Origin of the sequence: Citrobacter sp. Ct235, from assembly GCF_030332305.1 — a bacterium.
Classification (GTDB): Bacteria; Pseudomonadota; Gammaproteobacteria; order Enterobacterales; family Enterobacteriaceae; genus Citrobacter_A; species Citrobacter_A telavivensis.
The window spans coordinates 441,592-460,076 of record NZ_JAOWIC010000047.1 but is presented as its reverse complement, the minus strand read 5'-3'; the positions used below and the strand labels follow the sequence as shown (position 1 = coordinate 460,076).

16 protein-coding genes are annotated in these 18,485 nt (G+C 56.7%); 9 read left to right on the top strand and 7 right to left on the bottom strand.

The window, feature by feature from the left end; translation table 11 throughout:
• Window positions 1-42: 42 nt before the first annotated feature.
• From pxpA to OGY35_RS15175, 7 genes are all read right to left on the bottom strand, one after another.
• Window positions 43-777, bottom strand: a complete 735-nt coding sequence (gene pxpA / locus OGY35_RS15205; RefSeq protein ID WP_286632698.1) for a 5-oxoprolinase subunit PxpA — start codon at window positions 775-777, stop codon at window positions 43-45.
• Window positions 767-1,699 (bottom strand): 5-oxoprolinase subunit PxpC, encoded by a 933-nt coding sequence (gene pxpC / locus OGY35_RS15200; RefSeq protein ID WP_286632697.1) that lies wholly within the window; start codon window positions 1,697-1,699, stop codon window positions 767-769. Before pxpC ends, pxpA begins: the two co-directional genes overlap by 11 nt.
• The gene (gene pxpB / locus OGY35_RS15195) at window positions 1,693-2,349 is read right to left on the bottom strand and encodes a 5-oxoprolinase subunit PxpB (RefSeq protein WP_152405458.1); all 657 of its coding nucleotides are present in this window, start codon (window positions 2,347-2,349) and stop codon (window positions 1,693-1,695) included. Before pxpB ends, pxpC begins: the two co-directional genes overlap by 7 nt.
• Window positions 2,350-2,511: 162 nt before the next feature.
• Window positions 2,512-3,255, bottom strand: coding sequence for a radiation resistance protein YbgI (gene ybgI / locus OGY35_RS15190; RefSeq protein WP_286632726.1), 744 nt, complete (start codon window positions 3,253-3,255; stop codon window positions 2,512-2,514).
• Window positions 3,256-3,430: 175 nt separating this feature from the next.
• The gene (gene phrB / locus OGY35_RS15185) at window positions 3,431-4,849 is read right to left on the bottom strand and encodes a deoxyribodipyrimidine photo-lyase (protein ID WP_286632696.1); all 1,419 of its coding nucleotides are present in this window, start codon (window positions 4,847-4,849) and stop codon (window positions 3,431-3,433) included.
• A gap of 20 nt (window positions 4,850-4,869) precedes the next feature.
• Entirely contained in the window at window positions 4,870-5,823 is a 954-nt protein-coding gene (locus OGY35_RS15180) for a YbgA family protein (protein WP_178826788.1), read from the bottom strand.
• Between the two features lie 94 nt (window positions 5,824-5,917).
• Window positions 5,918-6,124 carry a YbfA family protein gene (locus tag OGY35_RS15175; RefSeq protein WP_152405461.1) on the bottom strand — a complete coding sequence of 69 codons (207 nt, stop codon included), beginning with the start codon at window positions 6,122-6,124 and terminating at the stop codon, window positions 5,918-5,920.
• A 308-nt stretch (window positions 6,125-6,432) separates the two neighbouring features.
• Here OGY35_RS15175 and kdpF point away from each other — a divergent pair, with 308 nt between their 5' ends.
• The 9 genes from kdpF (at window position 6,433) to potE (ending at window position 18,360) form a co-directional block, all read left to right on the top strand.
• Window positions 6,433-6,522, top strand: a complete 90-nt coding sequence (gene kdpF / locus OGY35_RS15170) for a K(+)-transporting ATPase subunit F (RefSeq protein WP_042285393.1) — start codon at window positions 6,433-6,435, stop codon at window positions 6,520-6,522.
• Window positions 6,522-8,201, top strand: coding sequence for a potassium-transporting ATPase subunit KdpA (kdpA, locus tag OGY35_RS15165; protein ID WP_286632695.1), 1,680 nt, complete (start codon window positions 6,522-6,524; stop codon window positions 8,199-8,201). The genes kdpF and kdpA overlap by 1 nt, the downstream gene beginning before the upstream one ends.
• Before the next feature lie 20 nt (window positions 8,202-8,221).
• The gene (kdpB, locus tag OGY35_RS15160; RefSeq protein WP_152405463.1) at window positions 8,222-10,270 is read left to right on the top strand and encodes a potassium-transporting ATPase subunit KdpB; all 2,049 of its coding nucleotides are present in this window, start codon (window positions 8,222-8,224) and stop codon (window positions 10,268-10,270) included.
• Window positions 10,271-10,278: 8 nt separating this feature from the next.
• Entirely contained in the window at window positions 10,279-10,845 is a 567-nt protein-coding gene (kdpC, locus tag OGY35_RS15155; protein ID WP_152405464.1) for a potassium-transporting ATPase subunit KdpC, read from the top strand.
• A complete protein-coding gene (gene kdpD / locus OGY35_RS15150; RefSeq protein WP_286632694.1) occupies window positions 10,845-13,532 on the top strand; it encodes a two-component system sensor histidine kinase KdpD in 2,688 nt (895 codons plus the stop codon). The genes kdpC and kdpD overlap by 1 nt, the downstream gene beginning before the upstream one ends.
• Window positions 13,529-14,206 carry a two-component system response regulator KdpE gene (gene kdpE, locus OGY35_RS15145; protein ID WP_152405466.1) on the top strand — a complete coding sequence of 226 codons (678 nt, stop codon included), beginning with the start codon at window positions 13,529-13,531 and terminating at the stop codon, window positions 14,204-14,206. The genes kdpD and kdpE overlap by 4 nt, the downstream gene beginning before the upstream one ends.
• A gap of 278 nt (window positions 14,207-14,484) precedes the next feature.
• Window positions 14,485-14,589, top strand: coding sequence for a leader peptide SpeFL (speFL, locus tag OGY35_RS15140; RefSeq protein WP_114149115.1), 105 nt, complete (start codon window positions 14,485-14,487; stop codon window positions 14,587-14,589).
• A 256-nt stretch (window positions 14,590-14,845) separates the two neighbouring features.
• The gene (gene speF, locus OGY35_RS15135; protein ID WP_286632693.1) at window positions 14,846-17,044 is read left to right on the top strand and encodes an ornithine decarboxylase SpeF; all 2,199 of its coding nucleotides are present in this window, start codon (window positions 14,846-14,848) and stop codon (window positions 17,042-17,044) included.
• The gene (gene potE, locus OGY35_RS15130; RefSeq protein ID WP_286632692.1) at window positions 17,041-18,360 is read left to right on the top strand and encodes a putrescine-ornithine antiporter; all 1,320 of its coding nucleotides are present in this window, start codon (window positions 17,041-17,043) and stop codon (window positions 18,358-18,360) included. Before speF ends, potE begins: the two co-directional genes overlap by 4 nt.
• The last annotated feature ends 125 nt before the right edge of the window (window positions 18,361-18,485 follow it).

Below are 18,485 nucleotides of genomic sequence, written 5' to 3'. Positions count from 1 at the left end.
GTTTTTATATGCACAGCCCCTCAGTGGGGGCTGCGTCAATTCTTATGCGACAATCTTGATACCGCGTGATTCAAATGCCGAGCGTAAACGGCGGGCGAAGGCCAGCGCGTGTTCGCCATCGCCATGAATACAAACCGTCTGCGCGGTGACGCTTGCCCATTCACCGGTGAGGCTTTTTACGCGTCCGCGCTCAACCATCTCCAGCGTTTGTGCCAGCGACTGTTCTTCGTCTTCAATCAGCGCGCCCGGTTGGCTGCGCGGCACCAGGCTGCCATCCGCCAGATAACCACGATCGGCGAACACCTCCTGACGCGTGGCGAGACCGTAGCGCTCACCCGCGCGGATCAGTTCGCTTCCCGCCAGGCCGACCAGAATCAGCGCCGGATCGCAGGCGTGCACCGCCTTCGCAATAGCATCCGCCAGTTGCGGATCTTTCGCCGCCTGGTTGTAGAGCATGCCGTGAGGTTTCACATGACGCATGACGCCGCCCTCCGCCCGGGTCATTGCCGCCAGCGCGCCGATTTGATACAGCGTTTGTGCGTAGACCGTTTGTGCAGGCAGCGTCATCGCCGTGCGGCCAAAGTTTTCCCGATCCGGAAAGCTCGGATGCGCGCCAATGGCAACGCCATTTTTTAGCGCTTCACGCACGCTTGCCAGCATGGTTTGCGCATCGCCGGCATGAAATCCGCAGGCAATGTTAGCCGATGAGACCAGCGTCAACAGCGCGCCATCGCTGGCGCAGCCTTCACCGAGGTCCGCATTTAAATCAATGTTCATCGTTGAGTCGCCATGTGAGTTGTTGCAGATAGCGCTGTTGGTCCTGACGCGCTTTCAGCGCCTCCTCCAGCGAACACTGAACAAAGTGAATGGGTTGACCGAGCGGGATCTGCGCCAGATGGTACATGTCAGCCTCGATAATACAGGCGATGCGCGGATAGCCGCCGGTCGTCTGGGCATCATTCATTAACACAATCGGCTGGCCGTTGTGCGGTACCTGAACCACACCAGGCAGCAGACCGTGCGACACCAGTTCCCGATCCGTCGTTCGCGTCAGCGGCTGCCCCTGTAAGCGGTAGCCCATCCGGTTACTCTGCGGACTGAGATGCCACGGCGATCGCCAGAACGACTCCTGCGAAACCGCGTCAAATTCGTGGTACTCCGGCCCCGGCAGCGCCCGAATGCGGTTCCCCCACAGCAGCTGTTTTACCCCCAGCGCCTCCCTGAACGCGCGGCGGGGTTTGCCGATGGCCAGCCGGTCACCATCTTTGAGCAGACGACCTTCCAGCCCGCCAATGCCCACTTTGAGATCGGTACTGCAAGACCCCATCACTTCCGGCACGTCGATGCCGCCCGCCAGCGCAAGATAGCTGCGCATACCGTGCTGCGGACGCTTCAGCGCCAGACGCTGGCCCGCTTTTACCGGCAGACGCCAGCCTGTCCAGACGGGGTGATTGTCCAGTCGCGCTTCACATCCCGCACCGGTCAGGGCAAACCAGCCGTCGGTTTCAAACTCCACCACTAACTGCCCAAGGGTAATTTCCAGTACTGGCGCACTGGCCTCATTGCCCACCAACAGGTTGGCGATTTGCATCGCGGGTTTATCCAGCGCGCCGCAGTGGCTGACGCCTGACTGACGAAAGCCGTGGCGACCGCCGTCCTGAACCGAGGTGTACAGTCCCGCGCGAATAATATTCAGCATACCCCCTCCTTCTGCGGGATAAAGCGCACGCTATCGCCGGGGCGCAGGAGAACCGGTTGCTCTTTTTTCGGGTCGAACAGCGGCAGCGCGGTGTGTCCGATCAGTTGCCAGCCGCCGGGTGTTGGCAGCGGATAAATGCCGGTTTGCGGCCCGCCGATACCCACCGACCCCGCCGGAACGATCAGCCGCGGCTCAGCGCGTCTTGGCGTGTGCAGTTGTTCCGGTAAGCTGCCGAGATACGGGAATCCGGGCTGAAAACCTAAAAACCAGACCACGTACTCGACCGACGCGTGCAGTTCCACCACCTGCTTTTCGCTCAGACCGCTGTGGCGGGCAACGTCTGCCAGATCGGGACCGCCAGCACCGCCGTAGGTCACCGGAATTTCGATATAGCGCGAGTCAGGCTCCAGCGCCTCACTCTCCTCCCACCAGCGTTGCAGGCGTTCAATCGCATCCAGCGCCAGCGTTTGCGGGTCACGCAGGATCACGGTGATATTGTTCATTCCAGGAATAGCCTCAACAACGTTTGGTGTCTCAACCAAACGCTGGGCCAGTCGCCAGATACGTTTCTGGCTCGCCAGCGTCACCGGCGGCTCAAGCTCCAGCACCACCGCCGTTTCACCTAACAGATAACAACGCGCTCGTTGCACTTGCGTTCCTCTTGTTCTTACCACCCGCTTCATCAGGCGTTATTGTCGCAGCCAGTCTGGACTCGGGCAGCGCGCGAAAACCGGAGCGTACAGGGAGTACGTGAGGATTTTGAGCACTGCCCAGGGCCAGAATGGCAAGTAAAATAGCCCTTATGAGGCGGGTTATGCAGGGTTGGGAATATCAATAAATGTCACATCCAAATCGGAGTTCTCCGTCAGCCATTCGCTGAGCGCACGGATCCCGCCGCGTTCGGTAGCATGGTGTCCGGCGGCGTAGAAATGCAGCCCCTGTTCACGGGCAGAGTGGATGGTTTGTTCAGAAACTTCGCCGGTGATAAAGGCGTCGACGCCAGCCTGCGCGGCGCTGTCGATGAAGCTTTGTCCACCGCCGGTGCACCAGGCAACGCGTTTAACGGTATCCGGCCCGGTATCACCGCACCACAGCGGCTTGCGTCCAAGACGCGCTTCAATCCACGACGCCAGTTCCAGCCCCGGCACCGGAATCGCCAGTTCGCCCCAGGGAACCAGCGGCTCGATTTCCCCCAACACGGTGATCCCCAGCAGGGCCGCCAGCTGTGCGTTGTTGCCCAGTTCCGGATGCGCATCCAGCGGGAGATGCCAGCCGTAGAGGTTAATGTCATTCGCCAGCAGTGTTTTCAGGCGATTGCGCTTCATCCCGCGAATCACCGGGGACTCGCCTTTCCAGAAATAACCATGATGAACGATGACCGCATCGGCCTGCAAACGCACCGCTTCATCCAGTAACGCCTGACTGGCGGTCACGCCGGTGACAATTTTCTGCACCGTCTCTTTGCCTTCAACCTGTAAACCGTTTGGCGCGTAGTCGCTGATGGCGGCGCTGTTCAGTTTCTCGTTGATCAGTTGCTCCAGTTCGGTGTTTTTCATCATCGATCCCTTGTTTATTTATGCACTCCGTTAACATAGCGTCCCTGTGCCTGTTCGTCGATAGACAATTATTAGCCATATTAAGAAACCATCGCCCCGCATTAAACCATAAAAAGAAGGACGGGTTTACACGCGTCCTTCTGAATATTTATGGCGCCAGACCGCATAGTCACCGTCAGCTTTTTCGCGCGGCCTCATACGCGGCAAGCGTCTCCATGCGCGCCTGTTTGTGATCGACAACAGGCTGCGGGTAGTCGAGCGTGATGCCCGCTTTTGTCGCCCATTTCCACGGTTCGTGTATCGCCTTGCCCGGTACATCGCTCAGTTCTGGGATCCACTGGCGGATAAACTCACCGTCGCAGTCGAACTTTTCACCCTGCGTCGTCGGGTTAAAAATGCGAAAGTACGGCGCGGCGTCGGTTCCGGTGGAGGCCGCCCACTGCCAGCCGCCGTTATTTGCGGCGAGATCGCCATCAATCAGTTGCGTCATGAAATAACGCTCGCCTTTACGCCAGTCGATCAGCAGATCTTTCACCAGGAAGCTGGCCGTGATCATCCGCAGGCGGTTATGCATCCAGCCGGTGGCGTTCAGTTGCCGCATTGCCGCATCGACAATCGGATAACCCGTTTTTCCTTCTTGCCAGGCCTGAAAATGGGCCGCGCTGTCCCGCCAGCGCACGCGATCGGTCCAGAGGATAAAGGGGCGGTGTTTGCACAGTTTGGGATGGTACGTCAGCAGATGACGATAAAACTCGCGCCAGATGAGTTCGTTCAGCCAGACGCTGCCCGTGCCGCCGTCCAGCGCCTGCGGCTGTTCCGCCAGCAGGCGATGCAGGCACTGGCGTGGCGACAAGCCCCCCGTTGCCAGACTGGCGGACAAACGACTGGTGCCCTCAATCGCCGGGAAGTCACGTCGTGCTTCGTACTCGCCCGCGCCCTGCTGGCAAAACTGACGCAGCCGGGCAATCGCAGCTTTCTCGTCTACCGGAAAAAGGGTCTGGTCAAAATCCTGTTGCGGATAGTTAAGGCTAATCGGTGGCAGCGATGTCGAAACCTCATGCCCTTCACGCCGTTCGGGCGCGGGAACACACACCGGCATCCCCTCCTTCAGCCGTTTTAGCCAGGCGTTTTTAAACGGCGTGAAGACTTTATACATCTCATGATTTCCCGTCATCACCGAGCCTGGCGGCAGGATCACGCTGTCATCAAACCCTTCGCAAACCACATCAGGTAACGCGCGTTCCACTGCCGCATCGCGCTCACGCTCATTCACTTCGTACTGGTAGTGGTAGAACAGATGGCTGACGTCGTGCTGTTCACACACCGATTTCACCACGTCGATACTGGCCGCAAAATCATCGACCTCCTGAAACAGTAACGGAATGCCCTTTTCCGCCAGCGCCTTTTGTAAGGCGGTCAACTGGGCCTGGATAAAGGCGGCCTGCCGCGGTGACATTTCATGGTTCGCCCACTGTCCAGGCGTGGAGATAAACAGCGCCACGACGCGCGCGGAGCGGTGGCGACAGGCGGCGGCAAGGGCAAGATGGTCATGCAGACGGAGATCGCGGCGAAACCAGACCAGATGGGTGGACATAACACTCCCGAAAGAAAAAATCAGCTCCCGTAGCGCAGCCGCAGAGCTTCCGGCCAGGGATCAAAATAGCGTTGCCCGGAGAGATACGCATCCGGATATTCCGCCATATAGTGTTTGAGCAGCGTGACTGGCGCAAGCAGTGGTTGCGTAGCGCGTCGGTAGCCGTCAATGAGGGAAGCCAACTCCTGCCGCTGGCGGGCATTGAGCTGTTTGCGAAAATAGCCCTGAACGTGCATCAGGACATTGGTATGGTTACGCCGGGTGGCAGGATGGGACAGCAGTTTCATCAGGCGCAGACGATATTCAATGAAAAACGCCTCCAGGTTTTCCCATTCGTGGATAGCAGCGACAAAGCGCCCCAGTTCGCGGTATTCCGGCTGTGAATGAGCCAGCAGTAACAGTTTATAGCGGCTGTGATAGTTAATCAGCGCGCCGCGCGTCAGTCCTTGTTGGCGAAGACCATGCAATTCATGCAGTGCATAAATCCGCGCGACAAAATTTTCTCGTAACTGTGGATCGTGCAGTCGCCCGTCTTCTTCAACCGGGAGCCACGGAAAGCGCGCCATCAGCACTGCGGTATAGATACCGCGCCCGGCCTTACGGTTGTTTTTTCCTTCCGCGTCATACACGCGTACGCGTTCCATGCCGCAACTGGGGGATTTCGCACAGACAATATAACCACAAAGGTGTTCGAAACGGCTGACACGTTCTTCACTGAACGCGGTCATCATCTGGGTTAAATCGCCCTCCCGCCGATCGCTGAAACGCAATGCCATTGCCTCTTCCATTTTGACTAAACGCAGAGCAGGACGCGGTACCGGCAGGCCGATCGCCATTTCCGGACAAACGGGTTCAAAGTGCACCCACGGTGAAAGTTCTTCGACTGCAAAGGTCAGGCGCTTATGTCCACCATCAAAGCGAACCGCCTCCCCTAACAAACAGGCGCTAATGCCAACAGGGATTTTCTCGCTCATGATGTCTCCTTTTCCATTTCTGAAATAAGTGTAGACACAGAGACATAAAAAAACCGCCACATTGCTGTTGGCGGTTTTTCTGAACGCGATAGTCTTAGTAGAAATCGCCGGTGGCTTTTTCAGCCTGATCCATCCACACCGGTTTATCGCTGGTTTTTGACCACACACGGTGTAAATAGCTATAAAAACGGGCGCGGTCTTTCCAGAACAACATGACCGGTAACGCCAGCACCCCAGCCACGACGGCGAAAGTACGGCGTAACAATACAACATGTGCTGGATATTCTTTGTACAACCCCATGATTCTCTCCCCTTTATCTGGCCGGTAATCATCACCGGTAAAGTCAAATTGGTTATCTGCTGAAAATAGTACCGCTTTGCGTGTAATTTTACTACTCATCCGACCACTTATTTTTAGCTATTTACGCTTTGTTTATCTTTATCGCGTAATTAAGTTACATAAAGGTTAAATTAATACTAATCATTAGTTAAATGATGGTCTTTGCCATTTTTATACTTTTTTTACACCCCCGACGCCGATTTTTGCGAAATCTTTGCAGCCAGATATTTACGCTTTGTTTATCTCATTTATGCCACTGGAGGTGCACTGTGAGTGCAGGCGTGATAATCGGCATCGTGCTGATTTTCTTATTATTAGGTTACCTGGTGTATGCATTAATCAATGCGGAGGCGTTCTGATGGCTGCGCAAGGATTTTTACTCATCTTCAGTTTCCTGGTGATTTTATTCGTACTCGCAAGAGCGTTAGGCACGGGCCTGGCGCGGCTGATCGGCAATAACTCGCTACCCGGTACGGCAGGCATTGAGCGCCTGATCTGGCGCGGGCTGGGCATTTCGTCACGCGAAATGAACTGGAAGCAGTACCTGCTGGCGATCCTCGCGCTGAATATGCTGGGGCTGACCATCCTGTTTCTGCTGTTGTTGTGGCAGAACCTTCTGCCGCTGAATCCACAGCAGCTGCCTGGCCTGTCGTGGCATCTGGCGCTCAACACCGCGGTCAGCTTTGTGGCTAACACCAACTGGCAGTCCTACAGCGGGGAAACCACCTTAAGCTACTTCAGCCAGATGGCCGGACTGACGGTACAAAACTTTTTATCTGCCGCAACCGGGATCGCCGTGGTATTTGCCCTGATCCGCGCCTTTACGCGCCAGAGCATGAGCACGCTGGGCAATGCGTGGGTCGATCTGGTGCGCATTACGCTGTGGATCTTATGCCCCATCGCACTGGTGATTGCGCTGTTCTTTATTCAGCAAGGCAGCCTGCAAAACCTGCTGCCCTATCAACCCTTCACCACCCTTGAAGGCGTGCAACAACTGCTGCCGATGGGGCCAGTGGCCTCGCAGGAAGCCATCAAAATGCTGGGGACCAACGGCGGCGGTTTCTTTAACGCTAACTCTGCGCATCCATTCGAAAACCCCACTGCGCTGACCAACATGGTGCAAATGCTGGCGATCTTTTTAATTCCAGCCGCACTCTGCTTCGCGTTTGGCGACGCGGCAGGCGATCGTCGTCAGGGACGGATGCTGCTGTGGGCCATGTCGCTCATCTTTATCGTCTGCGTTGCGGTGGTGATGTGGGCAGAAGTTCAGGGCAACCCGCATCTGCTGCAGTTTGGCGCAGATTCCAGTCTCAATATGGAAGGTAAAGAGAGCCGCTTTGGCGTGCTGGTGAGCAGTCTGTTTGCCGTGGTCACGACGGCGGCCTCTTGCGGCGCGGTGATTGCCATGCACGACTCGTTGACTGCGCTGGGCGGCATGGTGCCGATGTGGCTAATGCAAATGGGTGAAGTGGTATTCGGCGGCGTCGGTTCAGGTCTTTACGGCATGCTGCTGTTCGTGCTGCTGGCGGTGTTTATCGCCGGGCTGATGATTGGTCGCACACCGGAATACCTGGGCAAAAAAATTGATGTTCGCGAGATGAAAATGACCGCGCTGGCGATTCTGGTCACCCCTGCGCTGGTTTTACTCGGTACCGCGCTCGCCATGATGACCGATGCGGGGCGCAGTGCCATGCTCAACCCCGGTCCACACGGCTTTAGTGAAGTGCTGTACGCCGTCTCTTCAGCGGCCAACAACAACGGCAGCGCCTTTGCCGGTCTGAGCGCCAACACCCCGTTCTGGAACTGCCTGCTGGCATTCTGCATGTTTGTCGGCCGCTTCGGGGTCATCATCCCGGTGATGGCGATTGCCGGCTCGCTGGTGGCGAAAAAAAGCCAACCGGCCAGTCCTGGTACGCTGGCAACCCACGGCGCGCTGTTTATCGGTTTACTGATAGGCACTGTGCTGTTAGTCGGCGCCCTGACCTTTATTCCCGCACTGGCGCTTGGCCCAGTCGCTGAACATCTTTCCTTACGCTGAGCAATGCGGAGCAGAATGTTATGAGTCGCAAACAACTGGCGCTGTTCGAACCCTCTCTGGTCGCTCAGGCGCTGATGGACGCAGTGAAAAAATTAAGTCCACATACCCAGTGGCGCAACCCGGTGATGTTCATCGTCTGGATTGGCAGCCTGCTGACTACCGCTATCGCGCTCGCGATGGCGACGGGACAGATGGCGGGCAGCGCGCTGTTTACCGGGGCAATCAGTCTGTGGCTGTGGGTCACCGTACTGTTTGCCAACTTTGCCGAAGCACTCGCCGAGGGGCGCAGTAAAGCGCAGGCCAACAGCCTCAAAGGGGTTAAAAAAACCGCCTTCGCGCGCAAACTGCGTGAGCCGAAGTACGGCGCGAAGATGGACCACGTCCCGGCCGATGAGCTGCGTAAAGGCGATATCGTGCTGGTGGAAGCAGGCGATATTATTCCCTGCGACGGCGAAGTCATTGAAGGCGGCGCCTCCGTGGATGAAAGCGCCATTACCGGCGAGTCCGCGCCGGTGATTCGTGAGTCCGGCGGCGATTTCGCCTCGGTAACCGGTGGGACGCGCATTCTCTCGGACTGGCTGGTGATCGAATGCAGCGTGAACCCTGGCGAAACCTTCCTTGACCGGATGATCGCCATGGTCGAAGGCGCGCAGCGCCGTAAAACGCCCAACGAGATTGCCCTGACTATTCTGCTGGTCGCCCTGACGATTGTCTTTTTACTGGCAACCGCCACGCTGTGGCCGTTTTCAGTCTGGGGCGGTCACGCGGTCAGCGTCACGGTACTGGTCGCCCTGCTGGTTTGTCTGATCCCGACGACTATCGGCGGGTTGCTCTCCGCCATTGGCGTTGCCGGGATGAGCCGTATGCTCGGCGCGAACGTCATCGCCACCAGCGGACGCGCAGTGGAGGCCGCAGGCGACGTGGACGTACTGCTGCTGGACAAAACCGGCACTATCACGCTGGGCAACCGTCAGGCCTCGGACTTCCTGCCTGCACAGGGCGTGGATGAAAAAACGCTGGCCGACGCCGCACAGCTCTCTTCATTAGCCGATGAGACGCCGGAAGGCCGCAGCATCGTAATCCTCGCCAAGCAGCGGTTTAATCTGCGCGAGCGTGATGTGCAGTCGCTGCATGCCACCTTTGTTCCCTTTACCGCCCAGAGTCGCATGAGCGGCATTAACATCGACAACCGGATGATTCGTAAAGGCTCTGTCGATGCTATCCGTCGCCACGTTGAGGCCAACGGCGGCCAGTTCCCGGCGGATGTTGAGCAGAAGGTGGATAGCGTCGCCCGTCTGGGTGCCACGCCGCTCGTGGTGGCGGAAGGTTCCCGCGTATTAGGCGTGATCGCGCTGAAAGATATCGTCAAGGGCGGGATAAAAGAGCGTTTTGCCCAGTTGCGTAAAATGGGCATCAAAACGGTGATGATTACCGGCGATAACCGTCTGACCGCCGCAGCCATCGCCGCCGAAGCGGGCGTAGATGACTTCCTTGCCGAAGCGACGCCGGAGGCCAAACTGGCGCTCATCCGCCAGTACCAGGCTGAAGGTCGCCTGGTGGCAATGACTGGTGATGGCACCAACGACGCCCCGGCGCTGGCCCAGGCCGATGTCGCGGTGGCGATGAACTCCGGTACGCAGGCGGCAAAAGAAGCAGGCAACATGGTGGATCTCGACTCCAATCCCACCAAGCTTATCGAAGTGGTGCACATCGGCAAACAGATGCTAATGACGCGCGGTTCGCTGACCACCTTCAGTATCGCCAACGACGTGGCGAAGTACTTCGCGATCATTCCGGCCGCGTTCGCCGCGACCTATCCGCAGTTGAATGCGCTGAACATTATGCGTCTGCATTCGCCTGATTCGGCCATCCTGAGCGCGGTAATTTTTAACGCCTTGATCATTGTTTTTCTGATCCCGCTGGCGCTGAAAGGCGTGAGCTACAAACCGCTTTCCGCGTCTGCCATGCTGCGTCGTAACCTGTGGATCTACGGTCTGGGTGGTCTGGTTGTGCCGTTTATTGGCATCAAAGTGATTGATTTACTGTTGACCCTGCTGGGTCTGGTGTGAGGTGTCTGATGAGTGGTTTACGTCCGCTGTTCTCAACAATGATGTTCCTGATGCTGCTAACGGGCGGCGTGTATCCGCTGCTGACCACTGCGCTTGGGCAATGGTGGTTCCCGCATCAGGCCAACGGTTCACTGATTCTGGATGACCACGGGGTGCGCGGTTCTGCGCTAATCGGGCAGAACTTTACCTCTGAAGGCTATTTCCAGGGACGGCCTTCGGCCACCGCTGAAATGCCCTATAATCCCATGGCTTCCGGCGGCAGTAATCTCGCCGTCAGTAACCCGGAACTGGATAAACAACTGCAAAGCCGGATCGCTGCCCTGCGCGCCGCCAACCCGCAGGCTAGTCGTAGCGTACCGGTGGAACTGGTCACCGCCTCCGCGAGCGGGCTGGACAACAACCTGACGCCCGCCGCGGTGGCGTGGCAAATCCCTCGCGTGGCGCAGGCTCGCCATCTCACCATTGAACAGGTGACGCGACTGGTTGCAAAATACACGCAGAAACCGCCGGTGAGCTTTATCGGTCCGTCGGTGGTCAATATTGTGGAACTCAATTTAGCGCTGGACGGGCTCTGATGGTTGATGATGACGTTTTACGCCCCGATCCCGATCGCCTGCTGGAGCAGGCGGTTGCCCCGCATCGCGGAAAACTGAAAATTTTCTTCGGTGCCTGTGCGGGCGTCGGAAAAACCTGGGCCATGCTCGCCGAAGCCCAACGCCTGCGCGCACAGGGACTGGACATCCTGATTGGCGTGGTGGAAACGCACGGACGCAAAGAGACCGCTGCCCTGCTGGACGGTCTCAGCATCCTGCCGTTGAGGCAGCAGGCACGCCACGGACGACATATCAGCGAGTTCGATCTCGATGCGGCGCTCGCCCGTCGTCCGGCGCTGATCTTAATGGATGAACTGGCGCACAGTAATGCGCCAGGCTCACGTCATCCCAAGCGCTGGCAGGACATTGAAGAACTGCTCGATGCCGGTATTGATGTCTTTACCACCGTCAACGTGCAGCATCTTGAAAGCCTGAACGACGTGGTCAGCGGCGTGACGGGGATACAGGTACGCGAAACCGTACCGGATCCGTTTTTTGACGCTGCCGACGAGGTGGTGCTGGTCGACCTGCCTCCTGACGATCTGCGTCAGCGCCTGAAAGAGGGCAAAGTCTATATCGCCGGACAGGCCGAGCGCGCTATCGAACACTTCTTCCGCAAGGGCAATTTAATCGCGCTACGCGAGCTGGCGCTGCGCCGTACCGCCGATCGGGTGGACGATCAGATGCGCGCATGGCGGGGCCGTCCAGGTGAAGAAAAGGTCTGGCATACCCGTGACGCCATTCTGCTCTGCATTGGTCACAACACCGGCAGTGAAAAACTGGTGCGCACCGCCGCGCGACTGGCATCGCGACTGGGCAGCGTCTGGCACGCCGTCTACGTCGAAACGCCGGCGCTGCATCGTCTGCCCGAAAAGCAGCGGCGTAATATTCTGCATGCCCTGCGACTGGCGCAAGAGTTAGGCGCGGAAACCGCCACGCTGTCCGACCCCAGTGAAGACAAAGCGGTGGTCCGCTACGCCCGCGAGCACAATCTGGGAAAAATTGTGCTGGGACGCCCGACCACGCGGCGCTGGTGGCACCGGGATTCGTTTGCCGACCGGCTGGCGAAACGCGCGCCGGAACTGGATCTGATGGTTGTCGCCCTGGACGATCCGCCGGTCAGGGCACTGACGTCTGTGCCTGATACCCGCGCCTTTAAGGACAAATGGCGGGTGCAAATTCAGGGCGGCCTGGTCGCTGTCGCACTCTGCGCCCTTACCACCTTTATTGCCAGCCAGTGGCTGGCCGCCTTTGATGCCGCTAACCTGGTGATGCTCTATCTACTTGGCGTGGTGGTCATCGCGCTCTTCTATGGCCGCTGGCCGTCGGTGTTTGCCACCTTTATTAGCGTGGTCAGTTTTGACCTGTTTTTCATTGCGCCACGCGGCACGCTCGCCGTCTCAGACGTGCAGTATCTCCTCACCTTTGGCGTCATGCTGACGGTGGGCCTGATCGTCGGTAACCTGACGGCCGGGGTACGTTACCAGGCACGCGTCGCGCGCTATCGGGAACAGCGAACGCGCCATCTTTATGAAATGTCGAAAGCGCTGGCGATGGGACGCCGTGCACACGATATCGCCACCACCAGCGAGCAATTTATTGCCTCCACGTTTCATGCCCGCAGCCAGATTTTGTTGCCAGATGAAGAGGGTAAACTGACCGCCCTCACCCACCAGCAGGGAATGACGCCCTGGGATGATGCCATTGCCCGCTGGAGCTTTGATAAAGGGTTACCGGCGGGCGCCGGCACCGATACCCTGCCCGGCGTGCCGTACCAGATCCTGCCTTTACGCAGCGCCGACAAAACACACGGACTGGTGGTTGTTGAACCGGGCAATCTGCGCCAGTTGATGATCCCCGAACAGCAGCGACTGCTGGAAACGTTCACCCTGCTGGTAGCGAATGCGCTGGAGCGCCTGACCTTAACGGCCAGCGAAGAACTGGCGCGGATGGCCAGCGAACGTGAAAGCCTGCGAAACGCCCTGCTCGCCGCGCTTTCTCACGACCTGCGTACCCCGCTAACCGTGCTGTTTGGTCAGGCGGAAATCCTCACGCTCGACCTCGCCAGCGAAGGCTCGCCCCATGCCAGACAGGCCAGCGAAATTCGCCAGCATGTGCTGAATACCACCCGCCTGGTCAACAATCTGCTGGATATGGCACGCATTCAGTCGGGCGGTTTCAACCTCAAGAAAGAGTGGCTGACGCTGGAAGAAGTGGTCGGCAGCGCGCTGAAAATGCTGGAACCCGGCCTGGTTCATCCGGTGAATCTTTCCCTGCCCGCGCCGCTGACCCTCATTCACGTCGATGGCCCGCTGTTCGAGCGGGTGCTGATTAACCTGCTGGAAAATGCCATCAAATATGCCGGACCGCAGGCGGAGATCGGTATCGACGCACACGTGGCAGACAAACATCTGCAACTTGACGTCTGGGATAATGGGCCGGGCATTCCGCAAGGTCAGGAGCAGCGCGTTTTCGATAAATTCGCGCGGGGGAACAAAGAGTCAGCGGTGCCGGGCGTTGGGTTGGGGCTGGCCATTTGCCGGGCGATTGTGGAAGTGCACGGCGGGACAATTGCCGTCTATAATCGCCCTCAGGGCGGTGCCTGTTTCCGTGTTACACTGGTGCAAGAAGCCCCGCCAGAACTTGAAGATTTTCATGAGGATATGTGACAAACGTTCTGATTGTTGAAGATGAGCAAGCCATTCGCCGCTTTCTGCGTACCGCGCTGGAAGCCGATGGTCTGCGCGTCTACGAAGCCGAGACCCTTCAACGCGGCTTGCTGGAGGCGGCAACGCGCAAGCCCGATCTCATTATTCTCGATCTCGGCCTGCCGGATGGTGACGGTATTGATTTCATTCGCGACCTGCGACAGTGGAGCGCCGTCCCGGTGATTGTGCTCTCTGCCCGTAGCGAAGAGAGTGACAAAATTGCCGCGCTGGACGCGGGTGCCGATGACTATCTGAGCAAGCCTTTTGGCATTGGCGAGTTACAGGCGCGCCTGCGCGTTGCCCTGCGCCGTCATTCCGCTACCCCCTCCCCCGAACCGGTGGTGCGCTTTTCCGATGTGGAGGTAGACCTCGCGGCGCATCTGATTCATCGCGGCGAAACGGAAATCCACCTGACGCCGATTGAGTTTCGCCTGCTGGCCGTATTGCTTAACAACGCCGGAAAAGTGCTTACCCAGCGCCAGTTGTTGAACCAGGTCTGGGGACCGAACGCCGTCGAGCACAGTCACTATTTGCGTATTTATATGGGCCACTTGCGACAGAAACTGGAGCATGATCCCGCCCGACCCCGCCATTTCATTACCGAAACCGGCATTGGCTATCGTTTTATGCCCTGAATGGTTATTCATTTATTTTAAATAAAACAAAAATAATATCTTTATTATTTTTTGTGTCACAATAGATATATTTCCCATCACGAGTAAAATCCTAAAAAAATAATAAAATACATTTATACAACATATAAATAACAATGCGATATCTTATCGCACGATATGCATAAACAGCGACTAATTATTTTGAAAATGATCGTTTATTATTGATCCTCTTCACAGAATGATGCCATTTCCTGGATAAAATACCCTCACCTTCCACTCATCCAGTAAAGGTAAGCAAAATGGAAAATAATAGCCGTACAATGCCCCATATAAGGCGGACAACGCATATTATGATGTTTGCCCACCGTAATAGCTTTGACTTTCATTTCTTTAATGCCCGTTAGTCTTTCGACTATGGGCACTCCAGCATACAGGTCTTCCTGACTCGCTGTATCACAGGCTCACGCCTGTATTCCTCAGTGCTCACTCTGCTTAAGCCTTGATTCGCCTGTGACCGGACAGGTAAGGTTTTTTGCATCCTAAAAAAAGCAATTTACTGATTTATTTATCAGGGGACACACTTTGCTTTTATTCCGGAGTTATCAGTTTCTCATTCGAGAAATTGAGGACCTGCTATTACCTGAAAATAAAGAGATGAAAATGTCTGAATTAAAAATTGCCGTGAGTCGTTCTTGTCCTGACTGTTTTTCTACACAACGCACGATTGTGAATGTTGATGAAAGCCATTTTATTGATGTGGCTGCAGTGGTGTTATCTGTCAATGATATTGAACGTGGAAAACTCGATGAAATTGACGCGACCGGCTACGGTATTCCCGTCTTCATCGCAACGGAAGAGGAAGAGCGCGTTCCGGCAGAATATCTACCACGCATTTCGGGCGTATTTGAATGTCACGAAGCCCGTACCGCTTTCTACGGTCGTCAGTTAGAAACGGCAGCCAGCCATTACGAAACGCAATTACGCCCTCCGTTCTTCCGCGCGCTGGTTGACTACGTCAACCAGGGGAACAGCGCCTTCGACTGTCCAGGACACCAGGGTGGCGAGTTTTTCCGCCGTCACCCGGCTGGCAACCAGTTCGTGGAATATTTTGGCGAAGCGCTTTTCCGCTCCGACCTGTGTAATGCCGACGTGGCAATGGGCGATTTACTGATCCACGAAGGCGCGCCGTGCATTGCCCAGCAGCATGCCGCGAAGGTGTTTAATGCCGATAAAACCTACTTTGTGCTGAACGGAACTTCTTCGTCCAACAAAGTGGTGCTTAACGCGCTGCTCACTCCGGGCGATCTGGTGCTCTTCGACCGCAACAACCATAAGTCAAACCATCACGGCGCGTTATTGCAGGCGGGCGCAACGCCGGTCTATCTGGAAACGGCGCGTAACCCGTACGGTTTCATCGGCGGGATCGATGCTCATTGTTTTGAAGAGAGCTATCTGCGTGAGTTAGTTAGCGAAGTGGCACCACCGCGTTCCCGGGATGCGCGTCCGTTCCGTCTTGCCGTCATCCAGTTAGGCACCTACGACGGCACGATTTATAACGCGCGTCAGGTGGTGGATAAGATTGGTCACCTTTGCGACTACATCCTGTTCGACTCCGCCTGGGTAGGCTATGAGCAGTTTATCCCGATGATGGCGGATTGCTCACCACTCCTGCTGGAACTGAACGAAAACGATCCGGGTATTCTGGTGACGCAGTCGGTTCACAAGCAGCAGGCAGGCTTCTCCCAGACCTCGCAAATACACAAAAAAGACAGCCATATCAAAGGCCAGTCGCGTTATGTACCGCATAAACGCATGAATAATGCGTTTATGATGCACGCCTCCACCAGCCCGTTCTATCCGCTGTTTGCGGCGCTGGATATTAACGCCAAAATGCACGAAGGCGTCAGTGGTCGCAATATGTGGATGGATTGCGTGGCGAACGGTATCGACGCCCGTAAGCTGATCCTCGATAACTGCCATCATATTCGCCCGTTCGTTCCGCAATGGATTGAGGGTAAACCGTGGCAGTCTTACCCTACCGCGGAAATTGCGAATGACCTGCGCTTCTTCCACTTCGTCCCAGGCGAACGCTGGCATGCGTTTGAAGGGTACGCCGAGCATCAATACTTTGTTGACCCCTGCAAACTGCTGCTGACCACGCCGGGGATCAACGCACATAGCGGTGAATACGACACCTTCGGCGTCCCGGCAACCATCCTTGCCAACTTCCTGCGTGAAAATGGCGTGGTGCCGGAAAAATGCGACCTCAACTCGATCCTGTTCCTGCTGACCCCGGCGGAAGATATGGCAAAACTGCAACAGCTCGTCGCCCTGTTGGTGCGTTTCGAGCGGTTGCTGGAGTCTGATGCGCCACTGGCTGATGTACTGCCGTCGCTCTACAAACAGCACGAAGCGCGCTATGCCGGTTATACCCTGCGCCAGCTGTGTCAGGAGATGCACGACCTGTACGCACGCCATAACGTGAAGCAGCTGCAAAAAGAGATGTTCCGTAAGTCGCATTTCCCGCGCGTCAGCATGAACCCGCAGGATGCCAACTACGCGTATCTGCGTGGTGAAGTGGATCTGGTGCCTCTGCCAGAAGCCGAAGGCCGCATTGCCGCTGAAGGCGCGCTCCCTTACCCGCCAGGCGTGCTGTGCGTGGTTCCGGGGGAAGTCTGGGGCGGCGCGGTACTGCGTTACTTCAGCGCGCTGGAGGAAGGGATCAACCTGCTGCCCGGTTTTGCGCCGGAACTTCAGGGTGTGTACGTCAAAGAGTGCGATGGTCGCAAACAGGTGTGGTGCTACGTGATTAAACCTCGCGAAGCACAGACTGGCCTGTTGAAAGGAGAAGCATTATGAGTAAAGCCAAATCCAATAAAATGGGCGTGATGCAACTCACCATCCTGACCATGGTCAATATGATGGGTTCCGGGATCATCATGCTGCCGACCAAACTGGCTGAAGTCGGCACCATTTCGATTATCTCCTGGCTGGTTACCGCCGTCGGTTCCATGGCGCTGGCCTGGGCGTTCGCCAAGTGTGGCATGTTTAGCCGTAAATCCGGCGGGATGGGTGGCTACGCGGAATATGCGTTTGGTAAATCCGGCAACTTTATGGCGAACTACACCTACGGGGTGTCGCTGTTGATTGCCAACGTCGCCATCGCGATTTCCGCCGTGGGTTATGGTACCGAGCTATTTGGCGCTAGTCTTACTCCGGTGCAAATCGGTCTCGCCACCATTGGCGTGCTGTGGATCTGTACGGTTGCTAACTTTGGCGGTGCGCGCATTACCGGACAGATCAGCAGTATCACCGTCTGGGGCGTCATCATTCCGGTGGTCGGCCTGTGTATCATCGGCTGGTTCTGGTTTAGCCCAACCCTGTATGCCAACTCCTGGAACCCGCATCACGTACCGTTCTTCACGGCTGTTGGTTCGTCTATCGCGATGACGCTGTGGGCGTTCCTTGGTCTTGAATCGGCGTGTGCTAACGCGGAAGTGGTGGAAAACCCTGAAAAGAATGTCCCAATTGCCGTACTGGGCGGGACGCTGGGCGCGGCGGTGATCTACATCGTCTCCACCAACGTCATTGCCGGGATTGTGCCTAACATGGATCTGGCAAACTCGACCGCCCCGTTTGGTCTGGCGTTTGCGCAGATGTTCACGCCGGAAGTGGGTAAAGTGATCATGGCGCTGATGATCATGTCCTGCTGCGGGTCGCTGTTAGGCTGGCAGTTCACGATTGCCCAGGTCTTTAAATCCTCTGCCGACGAAGGTTATTTCCCCAGCATCTTCTCTCGCGTGACTAAAGTCGATGCGCCCGTTCAGGGAATGCTGACGATTGTGGTCATCCAGAGCGGCTTATCGTTGATGACTATCAGCCCGTCGCTGAACAGCCAGTTTAACGTGCTGGTCAACCTGGCCGTGGTAACGAACATCATCCCGTACATCCTGTCGATGGCCGCGCTGGTGATCATTCAGCGAGTGGCTAATGTTCCGGCGGCGAAAGCAAAATCGGCAAACTTCGTGGCGTTCGTGGGCGCGATGTACAGCTTCTATGCGCTCTACTCGTCAGGTGAGGAAGCGATGCTGTATGGTTCCATCGTGACCTTCCTCGGCTGGACGCTTTATGGTCTGGTCTCACCGCGCTTTGAACTGAAGAATAAGCACGGTTAAAACCCTGTCCGGTGGACGTATTGCTATACGACAGTCATAAAAGGCGCCCTGTGGCGCCTTTTTTTCATTTCTGCAAAAGAAGAAGGTGAGCACAGGAAAGCGTAATCCGATCGGAGCGAGAACGT

Excerpts from the sequence above, each read along its gene's own strand:
- OGY35_RS15180 (WP_178826788.1), bottom strand. The coding sequence starts at position 5,823 with ATGAGCGAGAAAATCCCTGTTGGCATTAGCGCCTGTTTGTTAGGGGAG.
- OGY35_RS15175 (WP_152405461.1), bottom strand. The coding sequence starts at position 6,124 with ATGGGGTTGTACAAAGAATATCCAGCACATGTTGTATTGTTACGCCGT.
- ybgI (WP_286632726.1), bottom strand. The coding sequence starts at position 3,255 with ATGAAAAACACCGAACTGGAGCAACTGATCAACGAGAAACTGAACAGC.
- kdpC (WP_152405464.1), top strand. The coding sequence starts at position 10,279 with ATGAGTGGTTTACGTCCGCTGTTCTCAACAATGATGTTCCTGATGCTG.
- kdpB (WP_152405463.1), top strand. The coding sequence starts at position 8,222 with ATGAGTCGCAAACAACTGGCGCTGTTCGAACCCTCTCTGGTCGCTCAG.
- pxpA (WP_286632698.1), bottom strand. The coding sequence starts at position 777 with ATGAACATTGATTTAAATGCGGACCTCGGTGAAGGCTGCGCCAGCGAT.
- kdpA (WP_286632695.1), top strand. The coding sequence starts at position 6,522 with ATGGCTGCGCAAGGATTTTTACTCATCTTCAGTTTCCTGGTGATTTTA.
- potE (WP_286632692.1), top strand. The coding sequence starts at position 17,041 with ATGAGTAAAGCCAAATCCAATAAAATGGGCGTGATGCAACTCACCATC.
- speFL (WP_114149115.1), top strand. The coding sequence starts at position 14,485 with ATGGAAAATAATAGCCGTACAATGCCCCATATAAGGCGGACAACGCAT.
- speF (WP_286632693.1), top strand. The coding sequence starts at position 14,846 with ATGTCTGAATTAAAAATTGCCGTGAGTCGTTCTTGTCCTGACTGTTTT.
- phrB (WP_286632696.1), bottom strand. The coding sequence starts at position 4,849 with ATGTCCACCCATCTGGTCTGGTTTCGCCGCGATCTCCGTCTGCATGAC.
- pxpC (WP_286632697.1), bottom strand. The coding sequence starts at position 1,699 with ATGCTGAATATTATTCGCGCGGGACTGTACACCTCGGTTCAGGACGGC.
- kdpD (WP_286632694.1), top strand. The coding sequence starts at position 10,845 with ATGGTTGATGATGACGTTTTACGCCCCGATCCCGATCGCCTGCTGGAG.